Consider the following 23,960-nt stretch of genomic DNA (forward strand, 5'->3'; position numbering starts at 1 on the left):
AGCGAGATTTAGCTTTCATAATATAATAAGAATGCATTTCCGGCCACCGATTGCAAGTAGTCAAGTCGCGGCAATAGCAACAGAATTCGGCCTCAGGGCGAATTCCACTCCTCCCTTTTCCATGATGGTGAAAGCTTTGCAAAAAAGGCCGCGATTCCTTCTGCGGCTTCAGGCGTTTCCCATGTATCGGCAAGCCGGGTGAGCGTCATATCGATCACCCTTTCGTCAATCGGCGCGCCAAGCGCATGGACAAGTCGTTTGGATGCCGCAACGGCTACGGGAGCGGTGGAGAAATAAGGTTTTATCTCCTCCTCTATTGCTGCGTCGAGATTTTCAGGCTCGACAACAGCCGTAAGAAGCCCCATGCGCCGTGCCTCATGAGCGTCGAAAATCCGCGCCGAGGTGAATGTGCGCAAGGCATGCGCCTGGCCGATACGCGCCACCACATAGGGGCTGATGGTTGCGGGGATAAGGCCGAGCTTCGTTTCCGTCAGGCCGAAACGCGCGCCGCAAACGCCGATTGCCGCATCGCAAACGCTGATCAGGCCGATACCGCCGCCATAGGCTTGCCCGTTGATGCGCCCGATCAACGGCTTGGGCAGATCGCGCAGAGCTTTGAGCATCAGGGCAAGCTTGCGCGCTTCCTCGATGCGCTGGGTGCGTGTGGCCTTCATCTGTTCGCGCATCCAGCCAAGATCGGCGCCCGCGCAGAAACTTGGCCCCCTGCCCGTCAGGATCACGATGCGCACATCGGCATTATCCGCCAGATGAAGCGCCGCCGTGGTCAGTTCATCGATCATCCGGCCCGAAAGCGCATTATGCAGTTCGGGGCGGTCAAGGGTGAGTGTCGCGACGCCGCGCCGGTCCATCGCAATATGGATGGTTTCGAAGTCGCTCATGCCGCCTTGTCCTGCCGCAGCGTCTGCGCGAACCGTGCTGTGCTTCTCAGCTTTTCGAGATCAAGGCCCGTTTCAAAACCAAGCCCATGCAGCATTTCCACCACGGCAACCGTATCGACATTGCCCTTTGCGCCGGGTGCGAAAGGACAGCCGCCAAGACCGCCGACCGAAGCATCGAATACCCGCAGGCCCTTTTCGAGGCTCACGCGGATATTGTCGAGGGCGTGGCCGCCAGTGTCGTGAAAATGTCCGGCAAGATGCACCGGCGGCGTGATTTCGAGAGCCGCGTCCAGCATGGCGGCAATGGTTTCGGGCGTGCCATGGCCTGTCGTGTCGCCAAGGCTCACCTCGTGGCAACCCAGCGACAGAAGCTGTTCGGTCACATCGGCAACCGCCTGCGGTGGCGTTGGCCCGTCATAGGGGCAGGTGATGGCGCAACTCACATAGCCGCGCACGCCAAGCCCGTCCGTGATGGCCTCGCCGATGACCGGGGATATGCGTTCGATGCTCTCCGCTATGGAGCAATTGATATTGGCCTTGGAAAACCCCTCCGAGGCGGAAATGAAAACGGCAATTTCATCCATGCCGGCTGCCAGCGCTGCTTCATAGCCTTTCATATTGGGCACCAATGCCGAATATCGCACGCCGTTGCGGCGATCTATTCCGGCCATGACTTGCGCTGCATCGGCTAGTTGCGGCACCCATCGGGGGCTGACGAAACTCGTCGCCTCTATGCGGGCATAGCCGCAATCGGAAAGCCGATCGATCAGTGCAATTTTATCGGCAGTCGGCACAAAGCGCTTTTCATTCTGCAGGCCGTCACGCGCTGCCATTTCAACGATTTCAACGCGTTCAGCCATGATCTTCCTCCAGTTCAACCAGCAATGCGCCTTCATCGACCTGATCGCCCGCCGCGACTCTCACGGACGCAACCCTGCCGTCGCGCGGCGCGGTCAGCGACAGTTCCATCTTCATCGCTTCCATCGTCACAAGCACATCGCCCTTGGCGACATTCATGCCTTCCGTGATGGAAACCAGCCGCACCAATCCCGGCATGGGTGCAAGAATGCGGCTTTCGCTTGAAGTGTCCTCCTCCGCACCAACGGATTGCATATGATGAAATATGGTGTCGCGGCCTTCGACTTGCACGTTCACATCATGCGAAATGCGCAGCACCATTGCTTCGGACACGCGGCCATCGATGCTAAAGCGCAGCAGCCCGTTTTCATGAGAGAGGATTTCGAGATCGCCAAAGGCGAAGCTGAAATGCCTGTCGCCTTTGGTCGTGAAATTTACCGTGTGGCATTCGCCGTGATGGGCGAGCAGAACCGAGCGCGAAGCCTCACCCCAAAGGCGAAACCCGCGCAGGCGCGTCCACGGATCATCCCTTGCAGGGGCATCCAGAAGATCGAGCGCGCCAAGGGCGGCAAGCGCGAAAGCCAGATCGGAAGGTTTTTGTTCCGCAAAAAGCGTGTCTGTTTCCCGCGCGATCAGTCCGGTATCGACATCACCCTTGCGGAAAGCTTCGAGATTGCAAAGCTCCGAGAGGAATTGCCTATTGGTGACAAGCCCGGCAATGCGGGTCTTGTCGAGTGCCGCATCAAGCCGGTTGAGTGCTTCGTCGCGCGTGGCGCCATGGGTGATGATCTTGGCTATCATCGGATCGTAGAACGGCGTGATCGTGTCACCTGCCCGCACGCCGGAATCCACCCGCGCATTTTCAGGCGGTGCGAAGAGCGCAAGCCTGCCCGTCGCAGGCAGGAAATCGCGCGCCGGGTCTTCCGCATAAAGCCTTGCCTCGAAGGCCCAGCCATTGATCGCAAGTTCGTCTTGCCGTTTCGGCAGCGGATCGCCTGCCGCGACGCGCAATTGCCATTCGACCAGATCAAGGCCGGTGATCGCTTCCGTCACCGGATGCTCGACCTGTAGCCGCGTGTTCATTTCCATGAAGAAGAAGCGGTCAGCTCTCAACCCTTCCGACACGTCGGCGATAAATTCTACCGTGCCTGCGCCGCTATAGCCAATCGCCAATGCCGCCTTGACCGCAGCCTCGCCCATGGCTGCGCGCATTTCAGCCGTCATGCCGGGGGCGGGCGCTTCCTCGATCACCTTCTGATGGCGGCGTTGCAGCGAGCAGTCACGCTCAAACAGATGCACCGCATTGCCGTGATTATCGCCAAAAACCTGCACCTCTATATGGCGCGGTTTGGTCATATATTTTTCGATCAGCACAGCGCCATCGCCGAACGCGGCTTCCGCCTCGCGCCGCGCGCTATCGAGTGCCGCAGTGAATTCGGCCGGATTATCGACGCGCCGCATGCCCTTGCCGCCGCCGCCTGCCCGTGCCTTGATGAGTACCGGATAAGTCATCCGGTCGGCCTGATCTTTGAGGAAAGCGCCGTCCTGATTGTCGCCGTGATAGCCGGGCACGACCGGCACACCTGCCTTTTCCATCAGCGCCTTGGCGGCGTCCTTCAGCCCCATGGCGCGAATGGCTTTGGCCGAGGGGCCGATGAAGACCAGCCCTGCTGCCTCTGCCGCTTCCACGAAAGCTGGGTTTTCCGAGAGAAAACCATAGCCCGGGTGGATCGCCTCTGCGCCGGTTTCAAGTGCTGTTTTGATGATCGCATCGATGTTCAAATAGCTTTGCGCGGACGGTGCCGGGCCGACACGCACTGCCTCATCGGCCATTTCGACATGCAGCGCGTGGGCATCCGCATCGGAATAAATCGCGACGGTGGCAATGCCCATTTTGCGCGCCGTGCGCATGATCCGGCAGGCAATTTCTCCGCGATTGGCGATCAGTATTTTCTTGAACATCTGATCGCCCTTTACATTCTGAAGATGCCAAAGCGCGTCGGCTCGACGGGCGCATTCAGTGTGGCGGAAAGCGACAGACCCAGCACTTCGCGGCTCTTGCGCGGATCGATAATGCCGTCATCCCAAAGCCGTGCCGAGGCATAGAGCGGATGGCTCTGGCGCTCGAACATTTCCAGCGTCGGACGCTTGAACTCCGCTTCTTCCTCCGCCGACCATGTGCCGCCGGTTCGCTCGATCCCGTCACGCTTGACGCTCGCCAGCACGCCTGCGGCCTGCTCTCCGCCCATGACCGCGATGCGGCTATTGGGCCATGTCCATAAAAAGCGCGGCGAATAAGCCCGCCCCGCCATGCCGTAATTGCCCGCGCCATAGGACGCGCCGATCAGCATGGTGATTTTCGGCACATTGGCCGTCGCCACTGCCGTCACCAGCTTGGCGCCATGTTTCGCGATGCCTTCGGCCTCATATTTGCGCCCGACCATGAAGCCGGTAATGTTTTGCAAAAACACCAGCGGAATATTGCGCTGGCAGCAAAGCTCGATGAAATGCGCGCCCTTGAGCGCCGCTTCGGAAAACAGCACGCCATTATTGGCAATGATGCCGACCGGTATTCCATAAAGGCTTGCAAAGCCGCAGACCAAAGTCGGACCAAAGCGCGCCTTGAACTCGTCGAAATCCGAACCATCGACCAGCCGTGCGATCACCTCGCGCACATCATAGGGAATGCGCGTATCGGCGGAGACGACACCGAGAATTTCCTCGGGGTCATAAAGCGGCGCGGCGCTGTCGCCTTTTGGAATGAAACTTCGTTTTTCGCTGTTGAGATTGGCCGCAATGGCGCGCGCGATCTGCAATGCATGGGCATCGTCATTGGCCAGATGATCGGCCACGCCGGAAAGCCGCGTGTGCACATCGCCACCGCCCAAATCTTCCGCGCTCACCACTTCGCCGGTTGCAGCCTTCACCAATGGCGGACCGGCCAGAAAGATCGTGCCCTGATTGCGAACGATTACCGTCTCGTCGCTCATGGCAGGCACGTAGGCACCGCCTGCCGTGCACGAACCCATGACCACGGCGAGTTGCGCAACGCCTGCCGCCGACATTTGCGCCTGATTGTAGAAGATGCGCCCGAAGTGATCGCGGTCCGGGAAAACCTCGTCCTGATTGGGCAGGTTCGCACCGCCCGAATCGACCAGATAGATGCAAGGCAGGCGGTTTTCGCCCGCAATCTCCTGCGCGCGCAGGTGCTTTTTCACCGTAATCGGATAATAGGTGCCGCCCTTCACCGTCGCATCATTGCAGACGATCATGCAGTCGCGGCCCGAAACGCGGCCCACGCCGGTGATGATGCCCGCACAAGGTGCCGCACCGCCATACATGCCATGCGCTGCCGTCAGCCCCACTTCGAGAAAAGGCGAACCCGGATCGAGCAATTGCGCCACGCGCTCGCGCGGCAGAAGTTTTCCGCGTGCGACATGACGCTCGCGCGCCTTCTCGCCGCCGCCGTCAAGTGCTGCGCGGGACGCTTCGGCAACCACATCGATTGCCGCCAGCATCGCCTTGCGGTTTGTTTCAAAGACAGTATTTCGGGTCGAAATCCCGGATTTGAGAACCGGCATCAGCGGGTCTCCTGAAACAGTTCCCGTCCGATCAGCATGCGGCGAATTTCCGACGTACCGGCACCGATTTCATAAAGCTTGGCGTCACGCAGCAGGCGACCGGTCGGATAATCATTGATATAGCCATTGCCGCCCAGCGCCTGTATCGCCTGAAGCGCCATCTGCGTGGCATTTTCCGCCGTATAAAGAATGCAGCCTGCCGCATCCTTGCGCGATGTCTCACCCCGGTCGCAGCTCGCCGCCACCGCATAGGTATAGGCGCGCGCGGCGTTGAAGGTCACATACATGTCCGCAAGCTTGCCCTGCATGAGCTGGAATTCGCCAATCGGCTGGTCGAACTGCCTGCGCTCATGCACATAGGGCACGACGACATCGAGACAGGCGGCCATGATGCCGAGCGGCCCGCCCGCCAGCACCACGCGCTCATAATCAAGGCCCGACATCAGCACGTTGACGCCCTTGCCCGCCTCGCCCAGCAGGTTTTCGGCTGGCACCTCACAATCCTCGAACACCAGTTCGCAGGTATTGGAGCCGCGCATGCCGAGCTTGTCGAGCTTTTGCGCCGTCGAGAAACCCTTGAAGGTTTTCTCAATGATAAATGCGCTGATGCCGCGCGAGCCCGCTGTGGGATCGGTCTTGGCATAGACCACCAGCACATCGGCATCGGGACCATTGGTGATCCACATCTTGTTGCCGTTCAGCACATAATGCTCGCCCCGCTTTTGAGCATGGAGCTTCATCGAAACCACATCGGACCCGGCGCCCGGCTCGGACATGGCAAGCGCGCCGACATGCTCGCCGGAAATAAGCCTGGGCAGATATTTCGCGCGCTGTTCGGGCGAGCCATTGCGCGTGATCTGGTTGACGCAGAGATTGGAATGGGCGCCATAGCTCAAGCCGATAGAGGCGGATGCGCGGCTGATTTCTTCCATCGCCACGCAATGGGCGAGATAGCCCATGCCTGCCCCGCCATGCTCTTCGGGTGCGGTGATGCCAAGAACGCCAAGCTCGCCCAGTTCACGCCAAAGATGCATCGGAAATGCATTGTTGCGGTCGGTTTCAGCGGCCAGCGGCGCAATGCGGCTTTGCGCAAAACGGCGCACCGTATCGCGCAGGGCCTCGATCTCCTCGCCAAGACCGAAATTCATGCCAGAAGCAAACATACTCGTCCTCCACAAGTTCTGCCCGGCTATTAAAGCAGAGTGTCGTGTGAAGGCCGATTAAGCAACCAGATTGCGCGGCGTTCTGTGGCTATTTATTGCCATCTTACGAAATTTTCTTTCGCGGCTTAATCGCTCTGAAGCTCGGCAATCTCGCGGTAAAGCTCCAGTGCTTCAGGATTGGCCAGCGCCTCGCGGTTTTTTACCTCGCGCCCATGCACGATGTCACGCACGGCAAGTTCAACGATCTTGCCGGATTTGGTGCGCGGAATGTCATTTACCGCAACGATCTTTGCCGGAACATGGCGTGGTGTGGCGCCGGTGCGGATTTTCGTCCTGATGCGCGCTTTCAGATCGTCGTCCAGCGTCACACCTTCAGCCAGTCGCACGAACAGCACGACGCGCACGTCATTGTCCCAATCCTGCCCGATACAGAGCGCTTCGGCGACTTCCGGCATCTGCTCGACCTGATTGTAGATCTCCGCCGTGCCGATGCGCACGCCGCCGGGATTGAGGGTCGCATCCGAGCGGCCATGGATAACAATGCCGTCATGTTCGGTCCATTCGGCAAAGTCGCCATGGCACCAGATATTATCGAAACGCTCGAAATAGGCGGCGTTATATTTCTTGTCTTCCGGGTCGTTCCAGAATTGCAGCGGCATGCAAGGAAATGCCTTTGTGCAGACCAGTTCCCCTTTTTGCCCGCGCACCGGCTTGCCGTCATCGTCCCAGACATCGACTGCCATGCCGAGGCCCGCGCCCTGAATTTCGCCCAGCCAGACCGGCTCTGTCGGCACGCCCAGCACGAAACAGGAGACAATATCGGTGCCGCCGGAAATCGACGCCAGATGCACATCCTTCTTGATCGCTTCATAGACGAAGGCAAAACCCTCCGGCGACAAGGGCGAGCCGGTGGAAGAAATGGTGCGCAGCACTGACAGATCGTGCGTTTCGCCGGGTTTCAATCCGGCTTTCAGCACTGCGTCGATGAATTTGGCGGAGGTGCCGAAATAGGTCATGCCCTCAGTGGCGGCATAATCGAACAGGGCATTGCCATCGGGATAGAAGGGCGAGCCGTCATAAAGCAGCAATGTCGCGCCGGAAGCGATGCCCGATGCCAGCCAGTTCCACATCATCCAGCCGCAGGTGGTGAAATAGAAGAAACGGTCGCCATCGCGAATATCGGCGTGGAACCGGTGCTCCTTGAGGTGCTGCAAGAGCACACCGCCCGCCCGATGCACGATGCATTTGGGAATGCCGGTGGTGCCGGACGAAAACAGGATGCAGAGCGGGTGATCGAATGGCAGGCGCGTAAATTCGACCTCTTTTGCCTTGAATGGGGCAAGTGCTGCGTCAAGCGCAATGCCTTTTTGCGCCTTTTCGGCAACGGCTTCCGCTTCTCCGAGATAGGTCACGATCACCGAACGCTTGAGGCCCGGAAGCTTCGCCGTGACTGCTGCGATCTTGTCAGCAACCTCGATGCGCTTGCCATTATACCAGTAGCCGTCGCAGGCAAAGAACAGCTTCGGCTCGATCTGGCCGAAACGGTCGAGCACGCCCTGCTCGCCAAAATCGGGCGAACAGGAAGACCAGACCGCGCCAATGGAGGAAGCTGCCAGCATCAATGCCACCGCTTCAGGCATATTGGGCATCATGCCCGCCACACGGTCGCCGGGCTGCACACCTTCCGCCAGCATGAATTGCTGCAACTTCGAGACCAGCGCGTGAAGATCGTCCCATGTCAGACGGCGCTCTAGCTTATTCTCGCCGCGAAAGACGATTGCCTCCTCGCTTCCTGTCTTGCGCAGGAGATTTTCCGCAAAATTGAGCCTCGCATCGGGGAAAAATTTCGCATCGCGCATATGGGTATTATCGATAAGGGCGGTTTGGCCGCGCTCGCCGATAACGCCGCAGAAATCCCAAACGAGCGACCAGAAAGCCGCGCGATCTTCCACCGACCAGCAATGAAGCGCTGCATAATCGGGCAAATCCTTGCCGGCACGCTTTTGCGCTGCGACACGAAAATGCTCAAGCGCGCTCGATGCAATGCGATTTGCATCGGGTTGCCAGAGTGGCTTGTCATGCGGAAATTGCGCGGAGATCGCCTCGGTGCTCATTGTTCCTCCCAGAATCGCGTGCAAGACGCATCATTGCCGATTTCCACCGGCTTGCAGATGAATTTCTAGAAGAGAGATTCAAATCCGTCCATGGCTTTCCAGCATTTTCACAGCCGGCCTGCATTGCAATAAAACATCCATGAAAGAAAGTTATCGTGCAAGGAAAGCGCAATGGAACGATTTGGATCGGTGAGAAATTGGTGGAGCCAAGCGGGATCGAACCGCTGACCTCCTGCATGCCATGCAGGCGCTCTCCCAGCTGAGCTATGGCCCCATCAGACCTCTTGCGAGGCGAAGCAGGCAGAACTTGTTGCCCGTCGAGGCGGCTTCTTAAAGGCCAAGTCGCAGAAGATCAAGCGCTAAATCGCAACCAGAGCCTCGCTGTGCAAAATAATTCGTCTTTTGTCCACATCAGGACCACAGGCGCGCAACACACCACGGAAAAACAGGCTCAAATGCAACAAGGCGACCCAACGGGCCGCCTTGCATATTTTCCACGAACAGAAATCCGATCAGACGTCTTCGTCGTCGTCGCCGACGCCGCCGCCCAGAATATCCGATACGTCGTCATTCTCGTCTTCCTCTTCTTCGAGGAACGCATCGTCGTCATCGTCACCCAGATCGACATCATCGTCGATGTCCGGAATATCCTCGCCGCCCTTGGCCTCTTCATCCGCACTCTCAAGCGAAACGAATTCTGGCTTTTCGAGCGCCGTATCCAGTTCTTCCTCTTCGGTCTCTTCTTCCGCCGCGCGGTTTTCCGCGATCGTTGCTTCGAAATAGGAGCGCGGGTAGGAAATCCCGGTATAGGGCGAAACAATCGGATCGCGGTTGAGATCGTAAAACTTCTTGCCCGTTTCCGGGTCGATGCGCTTGGTACCAAGTTCAGGTTTTGCCACGTCTAGCCTCGTTACTCTGAGTTCCCCGTCGCGCCCGCAGCGCATTCTGTCAGGGGCCAAAAATTCAATCGAAAATCGCGCCTTGCGGTATTTGTGCGGTGCATAAACGCAATTTGCAGCTTTTGTCAAAGCTAAAGACTCTTGGCGCGCAGCGAAAGCCATATTGTCGAATGCCCGCTCACTTGATTTCACTTTGCGGACAATCGCGTATCCGGACCCCTTTGCGCCTGATCCCGCTTTAAATTTCGTTGCCGCGTGACCCCGGCGGCAAGCTATGCTAGGGAGGCTGCGCTTTGTTTAATCCCGGCGTAGAATACGCCAAAAATGCGACAGTGAAAATCGATGTCCCATTCCTCACCCCTGAAACCTGCATCCGCCCATCGTTCAGAGGGACTTTCGGGCGATATACGCATTCCCGGCGACAAGTCCATTTCCCACCGCTCCTTCATGTTTGGCGGTCTTGCCTCGGGTGAAACCCGGATCACCGGCCTGCTCGAAGGCGAAGACGTCATCAATACCGGTCGCGCCATGGAAGCCATGGGCGCAAAAATCCGTAAAGAGGGCGATGTCTGGATCATCAACGGCACCGGCAATGGCTGCCTGTTGCAGCCCGAAGCGCCGCTGGATTTCGGCAATGCCGGAACCGGCGCGCGCCTGACCATGGGGCTTGTGGGCACCTATGATATGACCACGACCTTCATCGGCGACGCCTCGCTTTCCAAGCGCCCGATGGGCCGCGTGCTCGATCCGCTGCGCCAGATGGGCGTGCAGGTCAAATCCGCCGAGGGCGACCGGATGCCGCTTACGCTCACTGGACCCAAAACCGCCAATCCGATCAGCTATCGCGTGCCGATGGCTTCGGCGCAGGTAAAGTCCGCCGTGCTGCTTGCGGGCCTCAACACGCCGGGCATCACCACCGTGATCGAGCCGGTCATGACGCGCGATCACACGGAAAAGATGCTGCAGGGCTTTGGCGCCGATCTTTCCGTCGAGACTGATACGGAGGGTGTGCGCCATATCCATATCGTCGGGCAGGGCAAGCTGAGCGGGCAGAGCATCGATGTGCCGGGCGACCCTTCCTCGACCGCCTTCCCGCTCGTGGCGGCGCTGCTGGTCGAAGGCTCGGATGTCACCATACGCAACGTATTGATGAACCCGACCCGCACCGGCCTGATCCTCACCTTGCAGGAAATGGGCGCGGATATTGAAGTGCTCAACGAGCGCCTTGCAGGCGGTGAAGACGTTGCCGATCTTCGCGTGAAGTCATCGAAGCTCAAAGGCATCGTCGTACCCCCGGAACGCGCGCCGTCGATGATCGACGAATATCCGGTCCTGGCGATCGCAGCGACTTTTGCCGAAGGCGAAACCGTCATGGACGGGCTCGATGAGCTGCGGGTGAAAGAATCAGACCGGCTGGCAGCGGTTGCGCGCGGACTTGAAGCCAATGGCGTCGATTGCACCGAAGGCGAAATGTCGCTCACCGTTCGCGGACGCCCGGATGGCAAGGGCATCGGCGGCGGCACGGTCGAAACCCATCTCGATCACCGTATCGCGATGAGCTTTCTCGTTATGGGTCTGGCTTCCGAAAAGCCCGTCACCGTGGATGATTACACGATCATCGCCACTTCCTTCCCCGAATTCATGGATATGATGGCGGGGCTGGGCGCGAAGATCGAACGAAGCGACGCGCAATGAAGTCTTTCGTCGTCGCCATCGACGGACCGGCAGCATCGGGCAAGGGAACCCTTGCCCGGCGCATCGCCATCCATTACGGCATGCCGCATCTTGATACCGGACTGACCTATCGCGCGGTCGCCAAGGCGCTGCTCGACAAGGGCTTGCCGCTTGACGATGAGGCCATAGCGGCAGATGCTGCGCGCCACCTCGATCTGCGCGAGATGGACCGCGACGTGCTTTCAATGCATCATATCGGCGAAGCGGCTTCGAAAGTCGCGGTGATGCCAGCGGTGCGGCGTGCGCTTGTGGAAGCGCAACGCCATTTTGCTCAAGCCCTGCCATCGAGCGTGCTCGACGGGCGCGATATAGGCACGGTCGTCTGCCCGGATGCGCAGATCAAGCTCTTCGTCACTGCCTCGCCGCAAGTGCGTGCGCAGCGCCGACATGACGAGATTATCGCCAAAGGCGGAGCCGCCGATTTCGATGAAATTTTCGCCGATATTAAAAAGCGCGACGAGCGCGATATGAACCGCACCGATTCGCCACTCAAGCCCGCGCAAGACGCGCACTTGCTAGATACGAGCAAAATGAGTATAGAAGCGGCATTTCTGGCGGCAAAAAAGCTGATCGATCACGCTTTGGCGCAGCATAATACTGGATTACCGGGATAACAGCACTATATGTGCTGCTCTCTCATACTGAAAAGCCTGACTTCGCGTTCCACGCGCCGGTTGTCTTCATAGACGGAGCCGAGGTTGGGCATAACGCAACGCTAACCCCCCGGCGCCGCATCCGATGTGGTTTCATCCCGGATGCATCAGGAGTATTTATGTCAGAATTCAACCCCTCCCGCTCGGATTTCGAAGCCCTGCTGGCTGAATCCTTTGCGGAACACGATCTTGCCGAAGGCTATGTCGTCAAGGGCCGCATCGTCGCCATCGAAAAAGACATGGCGATCATCGATGCTGGCCTCAAGGTCGAAGGCCGCGTACCGCTGAAGGAATTCGGCGCAAAGGGCAAAGACGGCACGCTGAAGCCGGGCGACGAAGTTGAAGTTTACGTCGAGCGCATCGAAAACGCTCTGGGCGAAGCCGTTCTGTCGCGCGAAAAGGCTCGCCGCGAAGAAAGCTGGGGCAAGCTCGAGCAGAAGTTCGCCAATGGCGAGCGCGTCGATGGCGTCATCTTCAATCAGGTCAAGGGCGGCTTCACCGTCGATCTGGACGGCGCTGTTGCCTTCCTGCCGCGTTCGCAGGTCGATATTCGTCCGATCCGCGACGTCACCCCGCTCATGCATGTCCCGCAGCCGTTCGAAATCCTCAAGATGGACAAGCGCCGCGGCAATATCGTCGTCTCGCGCCGTACCGTTCTTGAAGAGAGCCGTGCGGAACAGCGTTCGGAAATCGTCCAGAACCTTGAAGAAGGTCAGGTCGTTGAAGGCGTCGTCAAGAACATCACCGATTATGGTGCGTTCGTTGATCTCGGCGGCATCGATGGTCTGCTGCACGTTACCGACATGGCATGGCGCCGCGTCAACCATCCGTCGGAAATCCTCACCATCGGCCAGACGGTCAAGGTGCAGATCATCCGCATCAACCAGGAAACCCATCGTATCTCGCTCGGCATGAAGCAGCTCGAGAGCGATCCTTGGGATGGTATCGGCGCGAAGTACCCGATCGGCAAAAAGATCACCGGCACCGTCACGAACATCACCGATTACGGTGCATTCGTCGAAATCGAGCCGGGCATCGAGGGCCTCATCCACGTTTCCGAAATGTCGTGGACCAAGAAGAATGTCCATCCGGGCAAGATTCTTTCCACCACGCAGGAAGTCGAAGTCGTTGTGCTCGAAGTCGATCCGGTCAAGCGCCGCATCTCGCTCGGTCTCAAGCAGACCCTCGACAATCCGTGGACGACCTTCGCCCAGAAGTACCCATCGGGCACCGTTGTTGAAGGTGAAGTCAAGAACAAGACCGAATTCGGCCTGTTCATCGGCCTCGACGGCGACGTTGACGGCATGGTTCACCTCTCCGACCTCGACTGGAACCGTCCGGGCGAGCAGGTCATTGAAGAGTACAACAAGGGTGAAGTGGTCAAGGCTGTCGTTCTCGACGTCGATGTCGAGAAGGAACGCATCTCACTCGGCATCAAGCAGCTTTCCGGCGACAAGGTCGGCGAAGCAGCCGCTTCGGGCGAACTGCGCAAGAACGCCGTTGTAACCTGCGAAGTGACTGCCGTTACCGATGGCGGCCTCGAAGTGCGTCTGGTCGATCACGACCTCGACAGCTTCATCCGCCGCTCGGATCTGTCGCGTGACCGCGACGAACAGCGTCCGGAACGCTTCACGGTCGGTCAGAAGGTCGACGCCCGCGTCATCGCCTTCGACAAGAAGACCCGCAAGCTGCAGGTCTCGATCAAGGCGCTCGAAATCGCCGAAGAAAAGGAAGCAGTCGCACAGTACGGTTCGACCGACTCCGGCGCTTCGCTCGGCGACATTCTCGGCGCAGCCCTCAAGAAGCAGGAAAAGAACTGATCTTTTCCCTCTTCGACTGAACATGGAAAAGCCCGGCTCGCACCGGGCTTTTTCTTTAAGATAATTGTTTCAAAGCACGCCCAGCAGATAAATCAGTCCCAAACTGATTGCGCCCAGCACCGCAAGCGATAGCACGGCGGTCAGTGTCACCCGCCCGCCGGCCTGCGCCACGGAACGAATATCGACGCCAAGGCCAAGTGCTGCCATGGAAATGATGGTCAGCAAAGTCGAGGCAGACTGAATGCCGGGCAGGACAGCTTCCGGTATCAGGTGCAGGGAGCGCAGCGCCATCATGCCAAGAAAGCCGATGATGAACCAGGGAACGAGCTGAAAAAAGCCCGGTCTGGCACTGGCGCTCTTGTTTCCGACGATAAGCGCAAGCGCCAGAATCACCGGGCCGAGCATCAATACGCGCACCAGTTTGACCAATGTTCCAAGCTGCACGCTGATGGTTGCCACCGGTGCGGTTGCAGCCAGAACCTGCGGCACGGCATAGACCGTCAATCCGGCCAGAACACCATACTGGCTATGCGAAAGCTCCAAAAGCGGCACCAGAAGCGGCAGGCAGAGGACGACGATAACACCCAGAATCGCGGTGAACGCAATCGACGCCGCCACATCGTCGCTTTTCGCGCCGATAACCGGGGCCGTAGCCGCGATGGCCGAATTGCCGCAAATGGAATTGCCGCAAGCCACCAGAACTGCCATGCGATGCGGGAGCCTGAGCAGACGCCCAATGCCATAGCTCGACAGGATCGCCACCATCACCACGCCTGCTATTCCCATAATCAGCCCGGGGCCTGCGGAAATCACGGCACTTGCACTGATCGAGGCCCCCAGAAGCACCACGGCAAATTCCAGCAAGGGCTTGGCGGAAAAGCCGATACCCTTGCTGAAACGCACACCCGGTCGCAGGAATGTGCGCACGGCGGTCCCAAGAAGAATCGCAATGACCAGCGCCTCCAGCCATGCGCGGCCCATATAATGCTCCTCGATTTTTTCGAGGCCGACGGCGACCGCCGACACGGCAACACTCAATGCGAGGCCGGGAAGAATTGTCTGGATTTTTGAACTATTCACGATGGGCATCTGTAAGGCATTTCATCTTGAGAAATATTTTCCAATCTGGTGCCCTATTTCTTCTGTTCGTTCCATCGCATAATATGTCATGAATCATTAGATAAAATCGAACGATTGCTGCCATGACCCTGGAACAATTGCGTATTTTCATCGAGGTGGCCGAGCGCGAGCATCTGACCCGCGCTTCGGAAGTTCTGCATCTGACGCCATCAGCGGTCAGTTCCGCGATTCGCAATCTGGAAGAACGCTATGGCGCGATGCTGTTCAACCGCATCGGGCGGCGTATAGAGCTGACCGGCGAAGGAAGGCTGTTTCTCGACGAAGCGCGCGCAACACTTGCCCGTGCGCGGACCGCCGAGCGAATGCTGTCGGAACTTGGCGGCGGCAAGCGCGGCATTCTCGCCATTCATGCCAGCCAGACGATCGCCAGCTACTGGCTGCCGCCTTATCTGGCGCAGTTCCACGCCAGCCACCCGCTGATCGATGTGCGCCTGACGCTTGGCAATACAGAAAGCGTCACCGAAGCCACGCAGGAAGGGCTTGCCGATGTCGGCCTTGTCGAAGGCGCGGTGCAGGCCCCTTCCCTGACACTAAGCAAGGTCGGTGCAGACCGGTTGATCGTCGTCACCCGTCCCGATCATCAATGGAGAAATGCAGGGCGACTGACATGGGATGATCTGTTTGGCGCGCAATGGATCTTGCGCGAACACGGTTCGGGTACGCGCAGCGTATTCGAGGACGCCATGCGCGCGGCAGGCTACGACCCGCTGCGGCTCGATGTGGCGCTGGAACTTCCCTCCAATGAGGCCATTTGTTCGGCCGTGCGCTCAGGCAATTATGCCACTGCCATATCCGAACTGGTGGCCGCGCCGCATCTGGCCGCGCGAACATTGGTGAAAGCCGATTTTTCCCTGCCGCAGCGCCAGTTTCTCATGCTTTTGCACAATGAGCGTTACCGCACCAGAGCGCTGCAATCCTTCACCGACATGCTTCTCAACGAATCATAGATGTCGCGCATAGGACTGCGGACAGGCCGCCTGACACTGTAAGCTTGCTTCACCGGGAGCTACCCGGAATCCCGACACAGTCGATATGGAGGAGGCAGACATGAGCAGGAACAGAGGCGTTGTTTACTTGCGCCCCGGTAAAGTCGAAGTTCGTGATATTGATGATCCGGCGCTGAGCGCGCCCGACGGGCGCAAGCTCGAACACGCCGTCATCCTGAAAGTGATTTCAACCAATATTTGCGGCTCCGATCAGCATATGGTGCGCGGCCGCACCACTGCCATGCCGGGCCTCGTGCTTGGACACGAAATCACCGGCGAAATCATCGAAAAAGGCAGCGATGTCGAAATGCTCGATGTGGGCGACATTGTTTCCGTCCCCTTCAATGTGGCTTGCGGGCGCTGCCGCTGCTGCAAATCGCAGGATACGGGCGTCTGCCTCACCGTCAATCCATCGCGCGCGGGCGGGGCCTATGGCTATGTCGATATGGGCGGCTGGATCGGCGGGCAGGCACGCTATGTCATGGTGCCCTATGCGGATTTCAATCTGCTGAAATTCCCCGACCGCGAGCAGGCCATGGAGAAAATCCGCGACCTGACCATGCTGTCCGACATTTTGCCCACCGGCTTTCATGGCGCGGTCAAGGCGGGTGTGGGCGTCGGATCGGTGGTCTATGTCGCAGGCGCTGGCCCGGTGGGCCTTGCCGCAGCCGCCTCCGCGCGCATTCTGGGCGCTGCGGTCGTCATGATCGGCGATTTCAACAAGGAGCGGCTCGAACACGCACGAAAGGTCGGCTTCGAGCCGATCGATCTTTCGGCCAGCGACCGGCTTGGCGACATGATCGCTGAAGTGACCGGCAGCAACGAGGTGGACAGCGCCATCGATGCGGTCGGTTTTGAGGCGCGCGGCCATAGCGGCGGCGAACAGCCAGCCATCGTCCTCAACCAGATGATGGAGATCACCCGTCCGGCGGGCGCTATCGGCATTCCGGGGCTTTACGTCACCGAAGATCCCGGCGCGGTGGATCAGGCCGCAAAACAGGGCAGCCTCTCGCTGCGCTTCGGCCTTGGCTGGGCAAAGGCGCAATCCTTCTACACCGGGCAGACGCCGGTGCTCAAATATAACCGGCAGCTCATGCAGGCCATTCTGCATGGACGGCTCAATATTGCCGAGATCGTCAATGCGCAGGTCATCTCGCTCGAAGAAGCCGAGCAGGGCTATGAGAGCTTCGATCAGGGGGCTGCGAAAAAATTCGTGCTCGACCCGCATGGTATGCTGGCGAAAGCCGCCTGATGCATTGCGCCGGGGGCCATTGGCTTTCGGCGCAAATTCAGCGAATAGTCTTTAGCAGTTCCGGCACGCTAAAGCAGGTCGGCGCCATGCCATTTTGCGTCTGCCACATACCAATGGAGCGGCGCGTCTTGAAACCGGGAAGCCCATCGGCCTTGCCAACATCGTGGCCGTGGGCCTGCAAGCGCTTCTGCATGGCCTGAATGTCAGAGCGGTACATGGTGCCGACATTGCCCCATTTTTGCTGAAAATCACCCACGCCATAAGCGATGCGATCACCGACATGGCCAATGAAGAGCGCGTAGAGATCGCTCATATTATAGTCTTTGAGCACGTAGAAATTGGGCGTGACGATGAAGGCCGGTCCATAACGGCCAGCAGGCATGAGCAGAAAGCCTTCGCCCTTCATTTCATTTTCGGGAAAAGCCTTGCCATTGATGCGGGTAATACCGAGTTTGGCCCATTGCGCGATTGTTCTGCCCTGATCGGGGCCTTCCAGCGAGCAGGAAACATCCTGCGGGACATTGACCTCAAAACCCCAGTCGCGCCCGCTCTGCCAGCCATGGATGCGCAAATAATTGGCGATGGAGGCGAGCGTATCCGGCACCGAATTCCAGATGTCGCGCTTGCCGTCGCCATCGAAATCGACAGCGTGTTTGAGATAGGATGACGGCATGAATTGCGGCTGGCCGAGCGCACCTGCCCAGGAGCTTTTCATGGTGCTTTCATCGATATAGCCGCGCGAGGCGATTTGGAGCGCCGCGACCAGTTCTTCGCGAAACATGTCCTTGCGTGTCGCCATGAAGGCCTTGGTGCCGAGCACTTCAAAGGCATTATAGGGAATTTTCACCGTGCCAAAGCCCGATTCGCGGCCCCATATGGCAAGGACGACCCGCCCCGGCACGCCATATTGGCGCTCGATATTTTTAAGCAGGCTTGCATATTGCCCAAGGCGCGCCTTGCCGCCATTGCTCACGGAATTGACGGTCTTCGCATTGAAATAGCGGCCCGGTGCGCCGAATTCAGCCTGTTTCTGCTCTTTGGGCGCTTTCGGTTTCGCGCCGGGGATGACCAGATCGGGAAGTTTCCAATTGATCGATACGCCCGCAAAAGCCTGATCGAAAATGGCGCGCGAGACGCCTGCGGCTTTCGCTTCCGGCCAGAGATCCTTTTCGAGCCAGTTGCGATACCGGCTTTCAACCTGCGCCTTGGAAGGCGCAGCAATAGCCGGAGAGATCATGAAGATGGCGGCAAGGCCAAGAGCGATTTTCAAGCTGCGCTTCCCATATCCTGCCATCATGCATATCTCCCGCTTGCTATAATGCAGTTCTCGCCCGCAGGGCGGCTGCGAGCGTTCCTTCATCGAGATAATCAAGCTCTCCGCCCACCGGAACGCCATGGGCAAGGCGCGTGACGCGCACATCGAAATCGGTCAACTGATCGGTGATATAATGCGCCGTCGTCTGGCCTTCGACGGTGGCGTTGACCGCGAGAATCACCTCGCGCACCTCGCCTGTGGCGACACGCTCGACCAGTCCCTTGATATTGAGATCATCCGGGCCGATGCCATCAAGCGGCGACAACCGCCCGCCAAGCACATGATAGCGCACATTCATCGTGCCTGCGCGTTCCAGCGCCCAGAGATCGGAAACGTCCTCCACGACGATGAGCGTCGAGGAATCACGGCGCTCGTCGGTGCAGATCGTGCACGGATCGCTTGTATCGACATTGCCGCAGCACGAGCAGATGCGCACCTTTTGCGCAGCCTCCTGCATGGCGTCGCCAAGCGGTACCAGCAGCGCTTCTTTCTTCTTGATGAGATGGAGTGCGGCGCGGCGTGCCGAACGCGGCCCCAGCCCCGGCACACGGGCCAGAAGCTGGATCAGGCGTTCGATTTCGGGACCAGCGATTCGTTTGGACATTTGCTTAACGGGGTAAGGGAATAGGGGAATAAGGGAGTAGGGAACGGGAATCAGGGGATATACGACATGGCGGCAGTCAGCCGACCAAACATACTCCCCTATTCCCTTATTCCCCTACTGCCTTAGAACGGCAGCTTGAAGCCGGGCGGAATCGGCAGACCGGCGGTCAGCGACTGCGTCTTCTCGGCCATGGCCGCTTCCAGCTTGGCCTTGGCGTCGTTATGGGCTGCGATGATCAGGTCTTCGAGGATTTCGCCCTCGCCTTCCTTCATCAAAGAAGGGTCAATGCTCAGGCTCGACATCGTACCCTTGCCCGAAAGCGTGAGCGTCACCAGACCGCCGCCCGACGAGGCGGTGGCTTCCATATCGGCGATCTCGTCCTGCATGGCCTTCATCTTGGCCTGCAATTCCTTCGCCTGTTTCATCATGCCCAGCATATCGCGCATGGTTCACTCCTTGTTATCTTATAAATCTCAATCGTCTTCCAGCGGCGCTTCCGGCACAGGCTCGACAGCATCGAGATCAATATCCTCATCGTCATCGCGCTCGGCGATAGCAATGCGCACATCGGTGATTTTGGCACCCGGAAATGCCGCAAGTATGGCCGCGACATCAGGATCGGCGCGCGCATCCATCTCAAGGCTTTCGCGGCGCTCGGCTTCGGCTTCCGCCACGGTCTGCCCGCTCACATCGCGCGCCACCGTCACAACCCAGCGAATGCCGGTCCAGTTGAGAAGATGCTGCGCAATGTCGCCCGGCAGGGATTTCGGCGCGTCATCAGTCAGGCCGATTTCAAGCCGCCCCGGCGCGATCGAGGCGAGACGCACGCAATTCTTGACCAGAATCTTGAACTGCATGTCGCGATATTTATCGGCCAGCGCGATAATGTCATCAAGGCCAGTGATCGGCACCGAAGGCTGAGGTTGCGGCTGGGGCTGTGTCTCGACAATGCGCATGGCCGTGGCCGGGCTACCGGATGCAGATGGCATCGAAGATGAAGCGACCGCATCGGCGGTTACGGCGCGCGCCTGCGGCGCGGGGCCTGCATTGGGCCTGTCCGGCGAAGGCGTGCGCGGCGCTGAAACGGCACCGTTTTCAAGCCCGCGCAGCGCTTCATCGAGCGTGGGCAGGTCGGCGGCATGGGCAAGGCGAATCAGCAGCATTTCTGCCGCCTGCACAGGCCGCGAGGCGGTATCGACTTCCGCAATGCCCTTGAGCAGCATCTGCCATGTGCGCGCAAGCACGCGCACGGATAGTTTCTGTGCGAATTCGCGTCCGCGCAGGCGTTCATCCTCCGAAAGCGTCACATCTTCCGCCACATCGGGCGTAAAGCGCAGGCGCGTCACCAGATGGTTGAAATCGGCGAGATCAGTCAGCACGACCGAAGGGTCGGCGCCCACATCATATTGGGCACGAAATTCGGTGAGTGCTGCGGCCACATCGCCGCGCATAAGCATTTCAAACAGGTCGATGATACGGGCGCGGTCGGCAAGGCCCAGCATGGAGCGCACGGCTTCCGCGCTCACAATTCCTGCGCCATGCGCAATAGCCTGATCGAAGATGGAAAGCGAATCACGCGCCGAGCCTTCGCCCGCACGCGCAATCATGGCGAGCGAGGCGTCATCGACCTCGATCTTTTCAGCTTGCGCAATGCGGCGCAGATGCGCGGCAAGCGTCCCCGATTCGATGCGGCGCAGGTCGAAACGCTGGCAGCGCGAGAGAACCGTGATCGGCACTTTGCGGATTTCAGTGGTCGCGAAGATGAATTTCACATGCGGCGGCGGCTCTTCCAGCGTCTTTAGCAGACCGTTGAAGGCAGCGGTGGAAAGCATGTGCACTTCATCGATAATATAGACCTTGTAGCGCGCCGAAACCGGACGATAGCGCACCTGCTCGATGATCTCGCGAATATCGTCGATGCCGGTGTGGGAGGCCGCGTCCATCTCGATCACATCGACATGGCGTCCTTCCATGATCGCCTGGCAATGCTCGCCCAAAATGGACAAATCGATGGTCGGCTGATCGTTCGTTTCGGTCTTGTAATTGAGCGCGCGCGCCAAAATGCGCGCCGTCGTGGTCTTGCCGACCCCGCGAACGCCGGTCAGCATCCACGCCTGCGCGATGCGACCCGTCTCGAACGCGTTTTTGAGCGTGCGCACCATCGGCTCCTGGCCGATGAGATCGTTAAAATCCTGCGGACGGTATTTGCGGGCTAGAACGCGATAGGCCCCATCGGCAGCAATGTCTGCGGATTTTGTGTCCATTGCGACCTTCCGTTCTTTATTCGTGTTTTCCTGTCGCCAGTTTGGCCGGGCATATGGTCGCCGTCAACCAAGGAGGCGGGCCAATCAACAGCCGGCAATGCAAAGGAAGGGTGGGAGGCTGGCACGGTGACCCGTGCCGTGGCTCGTTAGGGCTGCTTCCTTCCGGACCTGACCCGGTTGGCGAGTGGCTCGTCCACCACCAACCTCCCACGCTGCATATCGTCAATCATTGCGCAAAAAGCAAGCACATAGCGAAAAAAACTGGTAAGAATATTCCATGGAACAGTTTGAACTCGATAAACGGCTCGATGCCGATACATTTCCCGTCGCCAAGCTCGGCCTGTGCGAGCTGCGGCTGATGAACGACAAGCGCTGGCCCTGGCTCATTCTCGTGCCGCGGCGCGTGCGTTTGACGGAACTTCACGATATGACGCCGCTCGATCAGACCATGCTGACCTTCGAAGCCGCAATCGTTTCGCAGGCACTCAAGAAAGCGACCTCCTGCGACAAGATCAATGTCGGCGCTCTGGGCAATATTGTGCGGCAGCTCCATTTCCATGTCATCGCGCGCAACGAGGGTGACGCAGGCTGGCCCGGTCCGGTATGGGGCCATGGCGCAAGCGAGAGCTATGATGGAAAAGACGCCGAAAAGCTCATCGAAGCCATTCGCACAGCCCTCTAAAATATCACATATCCGAGACAATCATGGCTTTGCGCCTCTACGACCTGCCGGAAATCGAACCAAGCAGCCTTGTCGGCTTTGCCGGCAACCGCATCGATCGCCTATCCGAAAAACGGCAGGACGATTCCGCCTTCACTGCGCTTGAACTGCCGCAAACGCAGGTCATGGTGCTTGGCGGCAACCGGCTTCTGCTCGATTACAGCGATGAGGCGGCTCCGCGCGCCTTGCTTCGTTTCGATGAGGCGCAAGGCTTTGCACCCGATTTAAGCGAGCCGGTTTTTCTGGGCTTGCAGGATGGAGCGCCTATCGTAGCGCTGATGGCACCCCTCGACCCGGAAGCCCTCCCCGCGCCATACCGCGCGCAGGATTACCGCAGCATCTATATGGAAGGGCTTGTGAGCGCCGACATTCTCGGCGCGCTGGCGCAAGCCGCCGCCCTGATTGCGTGGCATGGCAATCATCGCTATTGCGGCCGCTGCGGCACAAAAAGCAAAATGCGCGCTGGCGGCGCAAAGCGCCAATGCCCCAATTGCGGCGCGGAGCATTTTCCGCGCACCGATCCTGTTGCCATCATGCTGCCGGTTCGCGGCGACAAATGCATTCTGGCACGCAGCCCGCATTTCATTCAGGGTTCCTATTCATCGCTGGCAGGCTTTATCGAACAGGGCGAAACCATCGAAGCGGCAGTGCGGCGCGAAAGCTTCGAGGAAATGGGCCTGGCCATCGGCCGCGTCGCCTACCATGCCAGCCAGCCATGGCCGTTTCCCTATTCGCTGATGATCGGCTGCCATGCGGAAGTGCTTTCCGACGATTTCACAATCGACCGCTCGGAACTCGAAGACGGGCGCTGGTTCGACAAGACGGAAGTCCGCGCCATGCTCGCAGGCACGCATGAAAACGGGCTGCGCGTGCCTGCATCCGGCGCCATCGCAACCCATCTGATCAGGGCATGGGCTGAAAGTTAAAGATTTATCTTTGCTTGTCGCATTATCCAGACGCATCGGAGCAGGAAAAGAAATCAGTCCAGTGAACTGATTTCCCTGCGGAGGCGCTTCGCACTTTTGCTGGAAATGCTCTTTCTCTGTCGCATTATCCGGACGCAAAACCGCTTCGCACTTTTGCTGGAAATGCTCTATTCAGCCGCCAGCAGATGCGTGTCGCGGACATCGCTGCCCTTATAGACACCCAGAATGCGCACTTCCTTCGAGAAGAATTCAAGTTCTTCGAGCGCAAGCTGCACATTGCGGTCGTCGGGGTGGCCTTCAATATCGGCATAAAACTGCGTCGCAACAAAACGTCCGCCCAGTTGGTAGCTTTCCAGCTTGGTCATGTTGACGCCATTGGTGGCGAAACCGCCCATCGCCTTATAGAGCGCGGCAGGCACGTTGCGCACGCGGAAGACGAAAGTGGTGATGATGCGTTCGGCATCGGACTGGCGGGACGCCCATTGCTTCTGCTTCGACAGCACCACGAACCGCGTTACATTATCTTCCGCGTCCTCGACGTTTTCTTCCAGAATATCGAGGCCGTAAAGGTCGGAGGCAAGGCGCGGCGCAAGGGCTGCCATCGAGCGATCCTGCGTATCGGCTACAAGCCGCGCCGCCCCTGCCGTATCGCCCGCGATCACCGGCTTCCAGCCATTCTGGCGAATGACCTTGCGGCACTGGCCGAGCGCATGGATATGGCTGTGAACGGTCCGGATTTCCTCACGCGCAACACCGGGAAGCACCATCAACTGGAAGTGTATCGGCAGGAAATATTCGCCCACAATATGCATATCGGCAAGCGGCAGCAGATAGTGAATATCGGCGACGCGGCCCGCGAGCGTATTTTCAATGGGAATCATCGCCAGATCGGCGGCACCGCTTTCAACCGCATTGAAGGCATCTTCAAAAGTCGGGCACGGCAGAGGCTCCATATCGGGAAACATGTTGCGGCAAGCCGTATCGGAATTGGCGCCCGCTTCACCCTGAAAGGAAATCCGGTTGGTTTTCAT

The 23,960-nt window shown here is 58.9% G+C and carries 19 protein-coding genes, 1 tRNA gene, 1 other RNA gene and 1 pseudogene; 7 read left to right on the forward strand and 15 right to left on the reverse strand.

What is annotated here, in order from left to right; all coding sequences use genetic code 11:
• Window positions 1-92: 92 nt before the first annotated feature.
• From DKP76_RS02350 to DKP76_RS02385, 8 genes are all read right to left on the reverse strand, one after another.
• Window positions 93-899, reverse strand: a complete 807-nt coding sequence (locus tag DKP76_RS02350; protein ID WP_109704799.1) for a crotonase/enoyl-CoA hydratase family protein — start codon at window positions 897-899, stop codon at window positions 93-95.
• On the reverse strand, window positions 896-1,759 hold the full coding sequence (locus DKP76_RS02355; protein ID WP_109704800.1) for a hydroxymethylglutaryl-CoA lyase: 864 nt from the start codon (window positions 1,757-1,759) through the stop codon (window positions 896-898). Before DKP76_RS02355 ends, DKP76_RS02350 begins: the two co-directional genes overlap by 4 nt.
• Complete coding sequence (locus DKP76_RS02360; protein WP_109704801.1) at window positions 1,752-3,719, reverse strand: acetyl/propionyl/methylcrotonyl-CoA carboxylase subunit alpha; 1,968 nt, start codon at window positions 3,717-3,719, stop codon at window positions 1,752-1,754. Before DKP76_RS02360 ends, DKP76_RS02355 begins: the two co-directional genes overlap by 8 nt.
• A gap of 11 nt (window positions 3,720-3,730) precedes the next feature.
• Window positions 3,731-5,338, reverse strand: a complete 1,608-nt coding sequence (locus DKP76_RS02365) for a carboxyl transferase domain-containing protein (RefSeq protein ID WP_109704802.1) — start codon at window positions 5,336-5,338, stop codon at window positions 3,731-3,733.
• Window positions 5,338-6,486 carry an isovaleryl-CoA dehydrogenase gene (locus DKP76_RS02370; RefSeq protein WP_199224741.1) on the reverse strand — a complete coding sequence of 383 codons (1,149 nt, stop codon included), beginning with the start codon at window positions 6,484-6,486 and terminating at the stop codon, window positions 5,338-5,340. Before DKP76_RS02370 ends, DKP76_RS02365 begins: the two co-directional genes overlap by 1 nt.
• A gap of 140 nt (window positions 6,487-6,626) precedes the next feature.
• Complete coding sequence (locus DKP76_RS02375; RefSeq protein ID WP_109704804.1) at window positions 6,627-8,615, reverse strand: acetoacetate--CoA ligase; 1,989 nt, start codon at window positions 8,613-8,615, stop codon at window positions 6,627-6,629.
• 198 nt (window positions 8,616-8,813) lie between these two features.
• Window positions 8,814-8,889 (reverse strand) — tRNA-Ala (locus DKP76_RS02380).
• A gap of 238 nt (window positions 8,890-9,127) precedes the next feature.
• A complete protein-coding gene (locus DKP76_RS02385; RefSeq protein WP_109705145.1) occupies window positions 9,128-9,514 on the reverse strand; it encodes a TIGR02300 family protein in 387 nt (128 codons plus the stop codon).
• Window positions 9,515-9,856: 342 nt separating this feature from the next.
• Between DKP76_RS02385 and aroA the strand changes: the two genes are divergently transcribed.
• The 3 genes from aroA (at window position 9,857) to rpsA (ending at window position 13,721) form a co-directional block, all read left to right on the forward strand.
• The gene (gene aroA, locus DKP76_RS02390) at window positions 9,857-11,209 is read left to right on the forward strand and encodes a 3-phosphoshikimate 1-carboxyvinyltransferase (RefSeq protein ID WP_109704805.1); all 1,353 of its coding nucleotides are present in this window, start codon (window positions 9,857-9,859) and stop codon (window positions 11,207-11,209) included.
• On the forward strand, window positions 11,206-11,862 hold the full coding sequence (gene cmk / locus DKP76_RS02395; RefSeq protein WP_109704806.1) for a (d)CMP kinase: 657 nt from the start codon (window positions 11,206-11,208) through the stop codon (window positions 11,860-11,862). The genes aroA and cmk overlap by 4 nt, the downstream gene beginning before the upstream one ends.
• Before the next feature lie 158 nt (window positions 11,863-12,020).
• Window positions 12,021-13,721, forward strand: coding sequence for a 30S ribosomal protein S1 (rpsA, locus tag DKP76_RS02400; RefSeq protein ID WP_109704807.1), 1,701 nt, complete (start codon window positions 12,021-12,023; stop codon window positions 13,719-13,721).
• Window positions 13,722-13,790: 69 nt separating this feature from the next.
• Here rpsA and DKP76_RS02405 read toward each other — a convergent pair whose 3' ends face one another.
• Window positions 13,791-14,810: a YeiH family protein gene (locus tag DKP76_RS02405; protein ID WP_109704808.1), complete on the reverse strand. Its 1,020-nt coding sequence runs from the start codon at window positions 14,808-14,810 to the stop codon at window positions 13,791-13,793.
• A gap of 113 nt (window positions 14,811-14,923) precedes the next feature.
• Between DKP76_RS02405 and DKP76_RS02410 the strand changes: the two genes are divergently transcribed.
• Window positions 14,924-15,808 carry a LysR family transcriptional regulator gene (locus tag DKP76_RS02410; protein ID WP_109704809.1) on the forward strand — a complete coding sequence of 295 codons (885 nt, stop codon included), beginning with the start codon at window positions 14,924-14,926 and terminating at the stop codon, window positions 15,806-15,808.
• A gap of 100 nt (window positions 15,809-15,908) precedes the next feature.
• Window positions 15,909-17,099, forward strand: coding sequence for a formaldehyde dehydrogenase, glutathione-independent (gene fdhA / locus DKP76_RS02415; RefSeq protein WP_109704810.1), 1,191 nt, complete (start codon window positions 15,909-15,911; stop codon window positions 17,097-17,099).
• A 37-nt stretch (window positions 17,100-17,136) separates the two neighbouring features.
• On the opposite strand, the gene DKP76_RS02420 is transcribed toward fdhA, so the two are convergent.
• The 5 genes and pseudogenes from DKP76_RS02420 to ffs form a co-directional block, all read right to left on the reverse strand.
• A complete protein-coding gene (locus DKP76_RS02420; RefSeq protein WP_109704811.1) occupies window positions 17,137-18,396 on the reverse strand; it encodes a lytic murein transglycosylase in 1,260 nt (419 codons plus the stop codon).
• Window positions 18,397-18,412: 16 nt separating this feature from the next.
• Window positions 18,413-19,018, reverse strand: a complete 606-nt coding sequence (recR, locus tag DKP76_RS02425; RefSeq protein WP_109704812.1) for a recombination mediator RecR — start codon at window positions 19,016-19,018, stop codon at window positions 18,413-18,415.
• A 122-nt stretch (window positions 19,019-19,140) separates the two neighbouring features.
• Window positions 19,141-19,464, reverse strand: a complete 324-nt coding sequence (locus DKP76_RS02430; RefSeq protein WP_109704813.1) for a YbaB/EbfC family nucleoid-associated protein — start codon at window positions 19,462-19,464, stop codon at window positions 19,141-19,143.
• A 27-nt stretch (window positions 19,465-19,491) separates the two neighbouring features.
• Window positions 19,492-21,297: pseudogene (locus DKP76_RS02435) on the reverse strand (DNA polymerase III subunit gamma/tau); the annotation flags it as partial.
• Window positions 21,298-21,392: 95 nt separating this feature from the next.
• Window positions 21,393-21,490: signal recognition particle sRNA small type (gene ffs, locus DKP76_RS02440), an RNA gene on the reverse strand.
• Window positions 21,491-21,559: 69 nt separating this feature from the next.
• Between ffs and DKP76_RS02445 the strand changes: the two genes are divergently transcribed.
• Entirely contained in the window at window positions 21,560-21,964 is a 405-nt protein-coding gene (locus DKP76_RS02445; RefSeq protein WP_109704815.1) for an HIT domain-containing protein, read from the forward strand.
• Between the two features lie 23 nt (window positions 21,965-21,987).
• Complete coding sequence (nudC, locus tag DKP76_RS02450) at window positions 21,988-22,929, forward strand: NAD(+) diphosphatase (RefSeq protein WP_109704816.1); 942 nt, start codon at window positions 21,988-21,990, stop codon at window positions 22,927-22,929.
• Between the two features lie 167 nt (window positions 22,930-23,096).
• Here nudC and DKP76_RS02455 read toward each other — a convergent pair whose 3' ends face one another.
• A complete protein-coding gene (locus DKP76_RS02455; protein WP_109704817.1) occupies window positions 23,097-23,960 on the reverse strand; it encodes a prephenate dehydratase in 864 nt (287 codons plus the stop codon).

Origin of the sequence: Falsochrobactrum shanghaiense, from assembly GCF_003149535.1 — a bacterium.
GTDB lineage: Bacteria > Pseudomonadota > Alphaproteobacteria > Rhizobiales > Rhizobiaceae > Brucella > Brucella shanghaiense.

What these genes read in the sequence shown, in the direction of transcription:
- DKP76_RS02350 (WP_109704799.1), bottom strand. Translation starts at nt 899, where the DNA reads ATGAGCGACTTCGAAACCATCCATATTGCGATGGACCGGCGCGGCGTC.
- DKP76_RS02355 (WP_109704800.1), bottom strand. Translation starts at nt 1,759, where the DNA reads ATGGCTGAACGCGTTGAAATCGTTGAAATGGCAGCGCGTGACGGCCTG.
- DKP76_RS02360 (WP_109704801.1), bottom strand. Translation starts at nt 3,719, where the DNA reads ATGTTCAAGAAAATACTGATCGCCAATCGCGGAGAAATTGCCTGCCGG.
- DKP76_RS02365 (WP_109704802.1), bottom strand. Translation starts at nt 5,338, where the DNA reads ATGCCGGTTCTCAAATCCGGGATTTCGACCCGAAATACTGTCTTTGAA.
- DKP76_RS02370 (WP_199224741.1), bottom strand. Translation starts at nt 6,486, where the DNA reads ATGAATTTCGGTCTTGGCGAGGAGATCGAGGCCCTGCGCGATACGGTG.
- DKP76_RS02375 (WP_109704804.1), bottom strand. Translation starts at nt 8,615, where the DNA reads ATGAGCACCGAGGCGATCTCCGCGCAATTTCCGCATGACAAGCCACTC.
- aroA (WP_109704805.1), top strand. Translation starts at nt 9,857, where the DNA reads ATGTCCCATTCCTCACCCCTGAAACCTGCATCCGCCCATCGTTCAGAG.
- cmk (WP_109704806.1), top strand. Translation starts at nt 11,206, where the DNA reads ATGAAGTCTTTCGTCGTCGCCATCGACGGACCGGCAGCATCGGGCAAG.
- rpsA (WP_109704807.1), top strand. Translation starts at nt 12,021, where the DNA reads ATGTCAGAATTCAACCCCTCCCGCTCGGATTTCGAAGCCCTGCTGGCT.
- DKP76_RS02405 (WP_109704808.1), bottom strand. Translation starts at nt 14,810, where the DNA reads ATGCCCATCGTGAATAGTTCAAAAATCCAGACAATTCTTCCCGGCCTC.
- DKP76_RS02410 (WP_109704809.1), top strand. Translation starts at nt 14,924, where the DNA reads ATGACCCTGGAACAATTGCGTATTTTCATCGAGGTGGCCGAGCGCGAG.
- fdhA (WP_109704810.1), top strand. Translation starts at nt 15,909, where the DNA reads ATGAGCAGGAACAGAGGCGTTGTTTACTTGCGCCCCGGTAAAGTCGAA.
- DKP76_RS02420 (WP_109704811.1), bottom strand. Translation starts at nt 18,396, where the DNA reads ATGATGGCAGGATATGGGAAGCGCAGCTTGAAAATCGCTCTTGGCCTT.
- recR (WP_109704812.1), bottom strand. Translation starts at nt 19,018, where the DNA reads ATGTCCAAACGAATCGCTGGTCCCGAAATCGAACGCCTGATCCAGCTT.
- DKP76_RS02430 (WP_109704813.1), bottom strand. Translation starts at nt 19,464, where the DNA reads ATGCGCGATATGCTGGGCATGATGAAACAGGCGAAGGAATTGCAGGCC.
- DKP76_RS02445 (WP_109704815.1), top strand. Translation starts at nt 21,560, where the DNA reads ATGGAACAGTTTGAACTCGATAAACGGCTCGATGCCGATACATTTCCC.
- nudC (WP_109704816.1), top strand. Translation starts at nt 21,988, where the DNA reads ATGGCTTTGCGCCTCTACGACCTGCCGGAAATCGAACCAAGCAGCCTT.
- DKP76_RS02455 (WP_109704817.1), bottom strand. Translation starts at nt 23,960, where the DNA reads ATGAAAACCAACCGGATTTCCTTTCAGGGTGAAGCGGGCGCCAATTCC.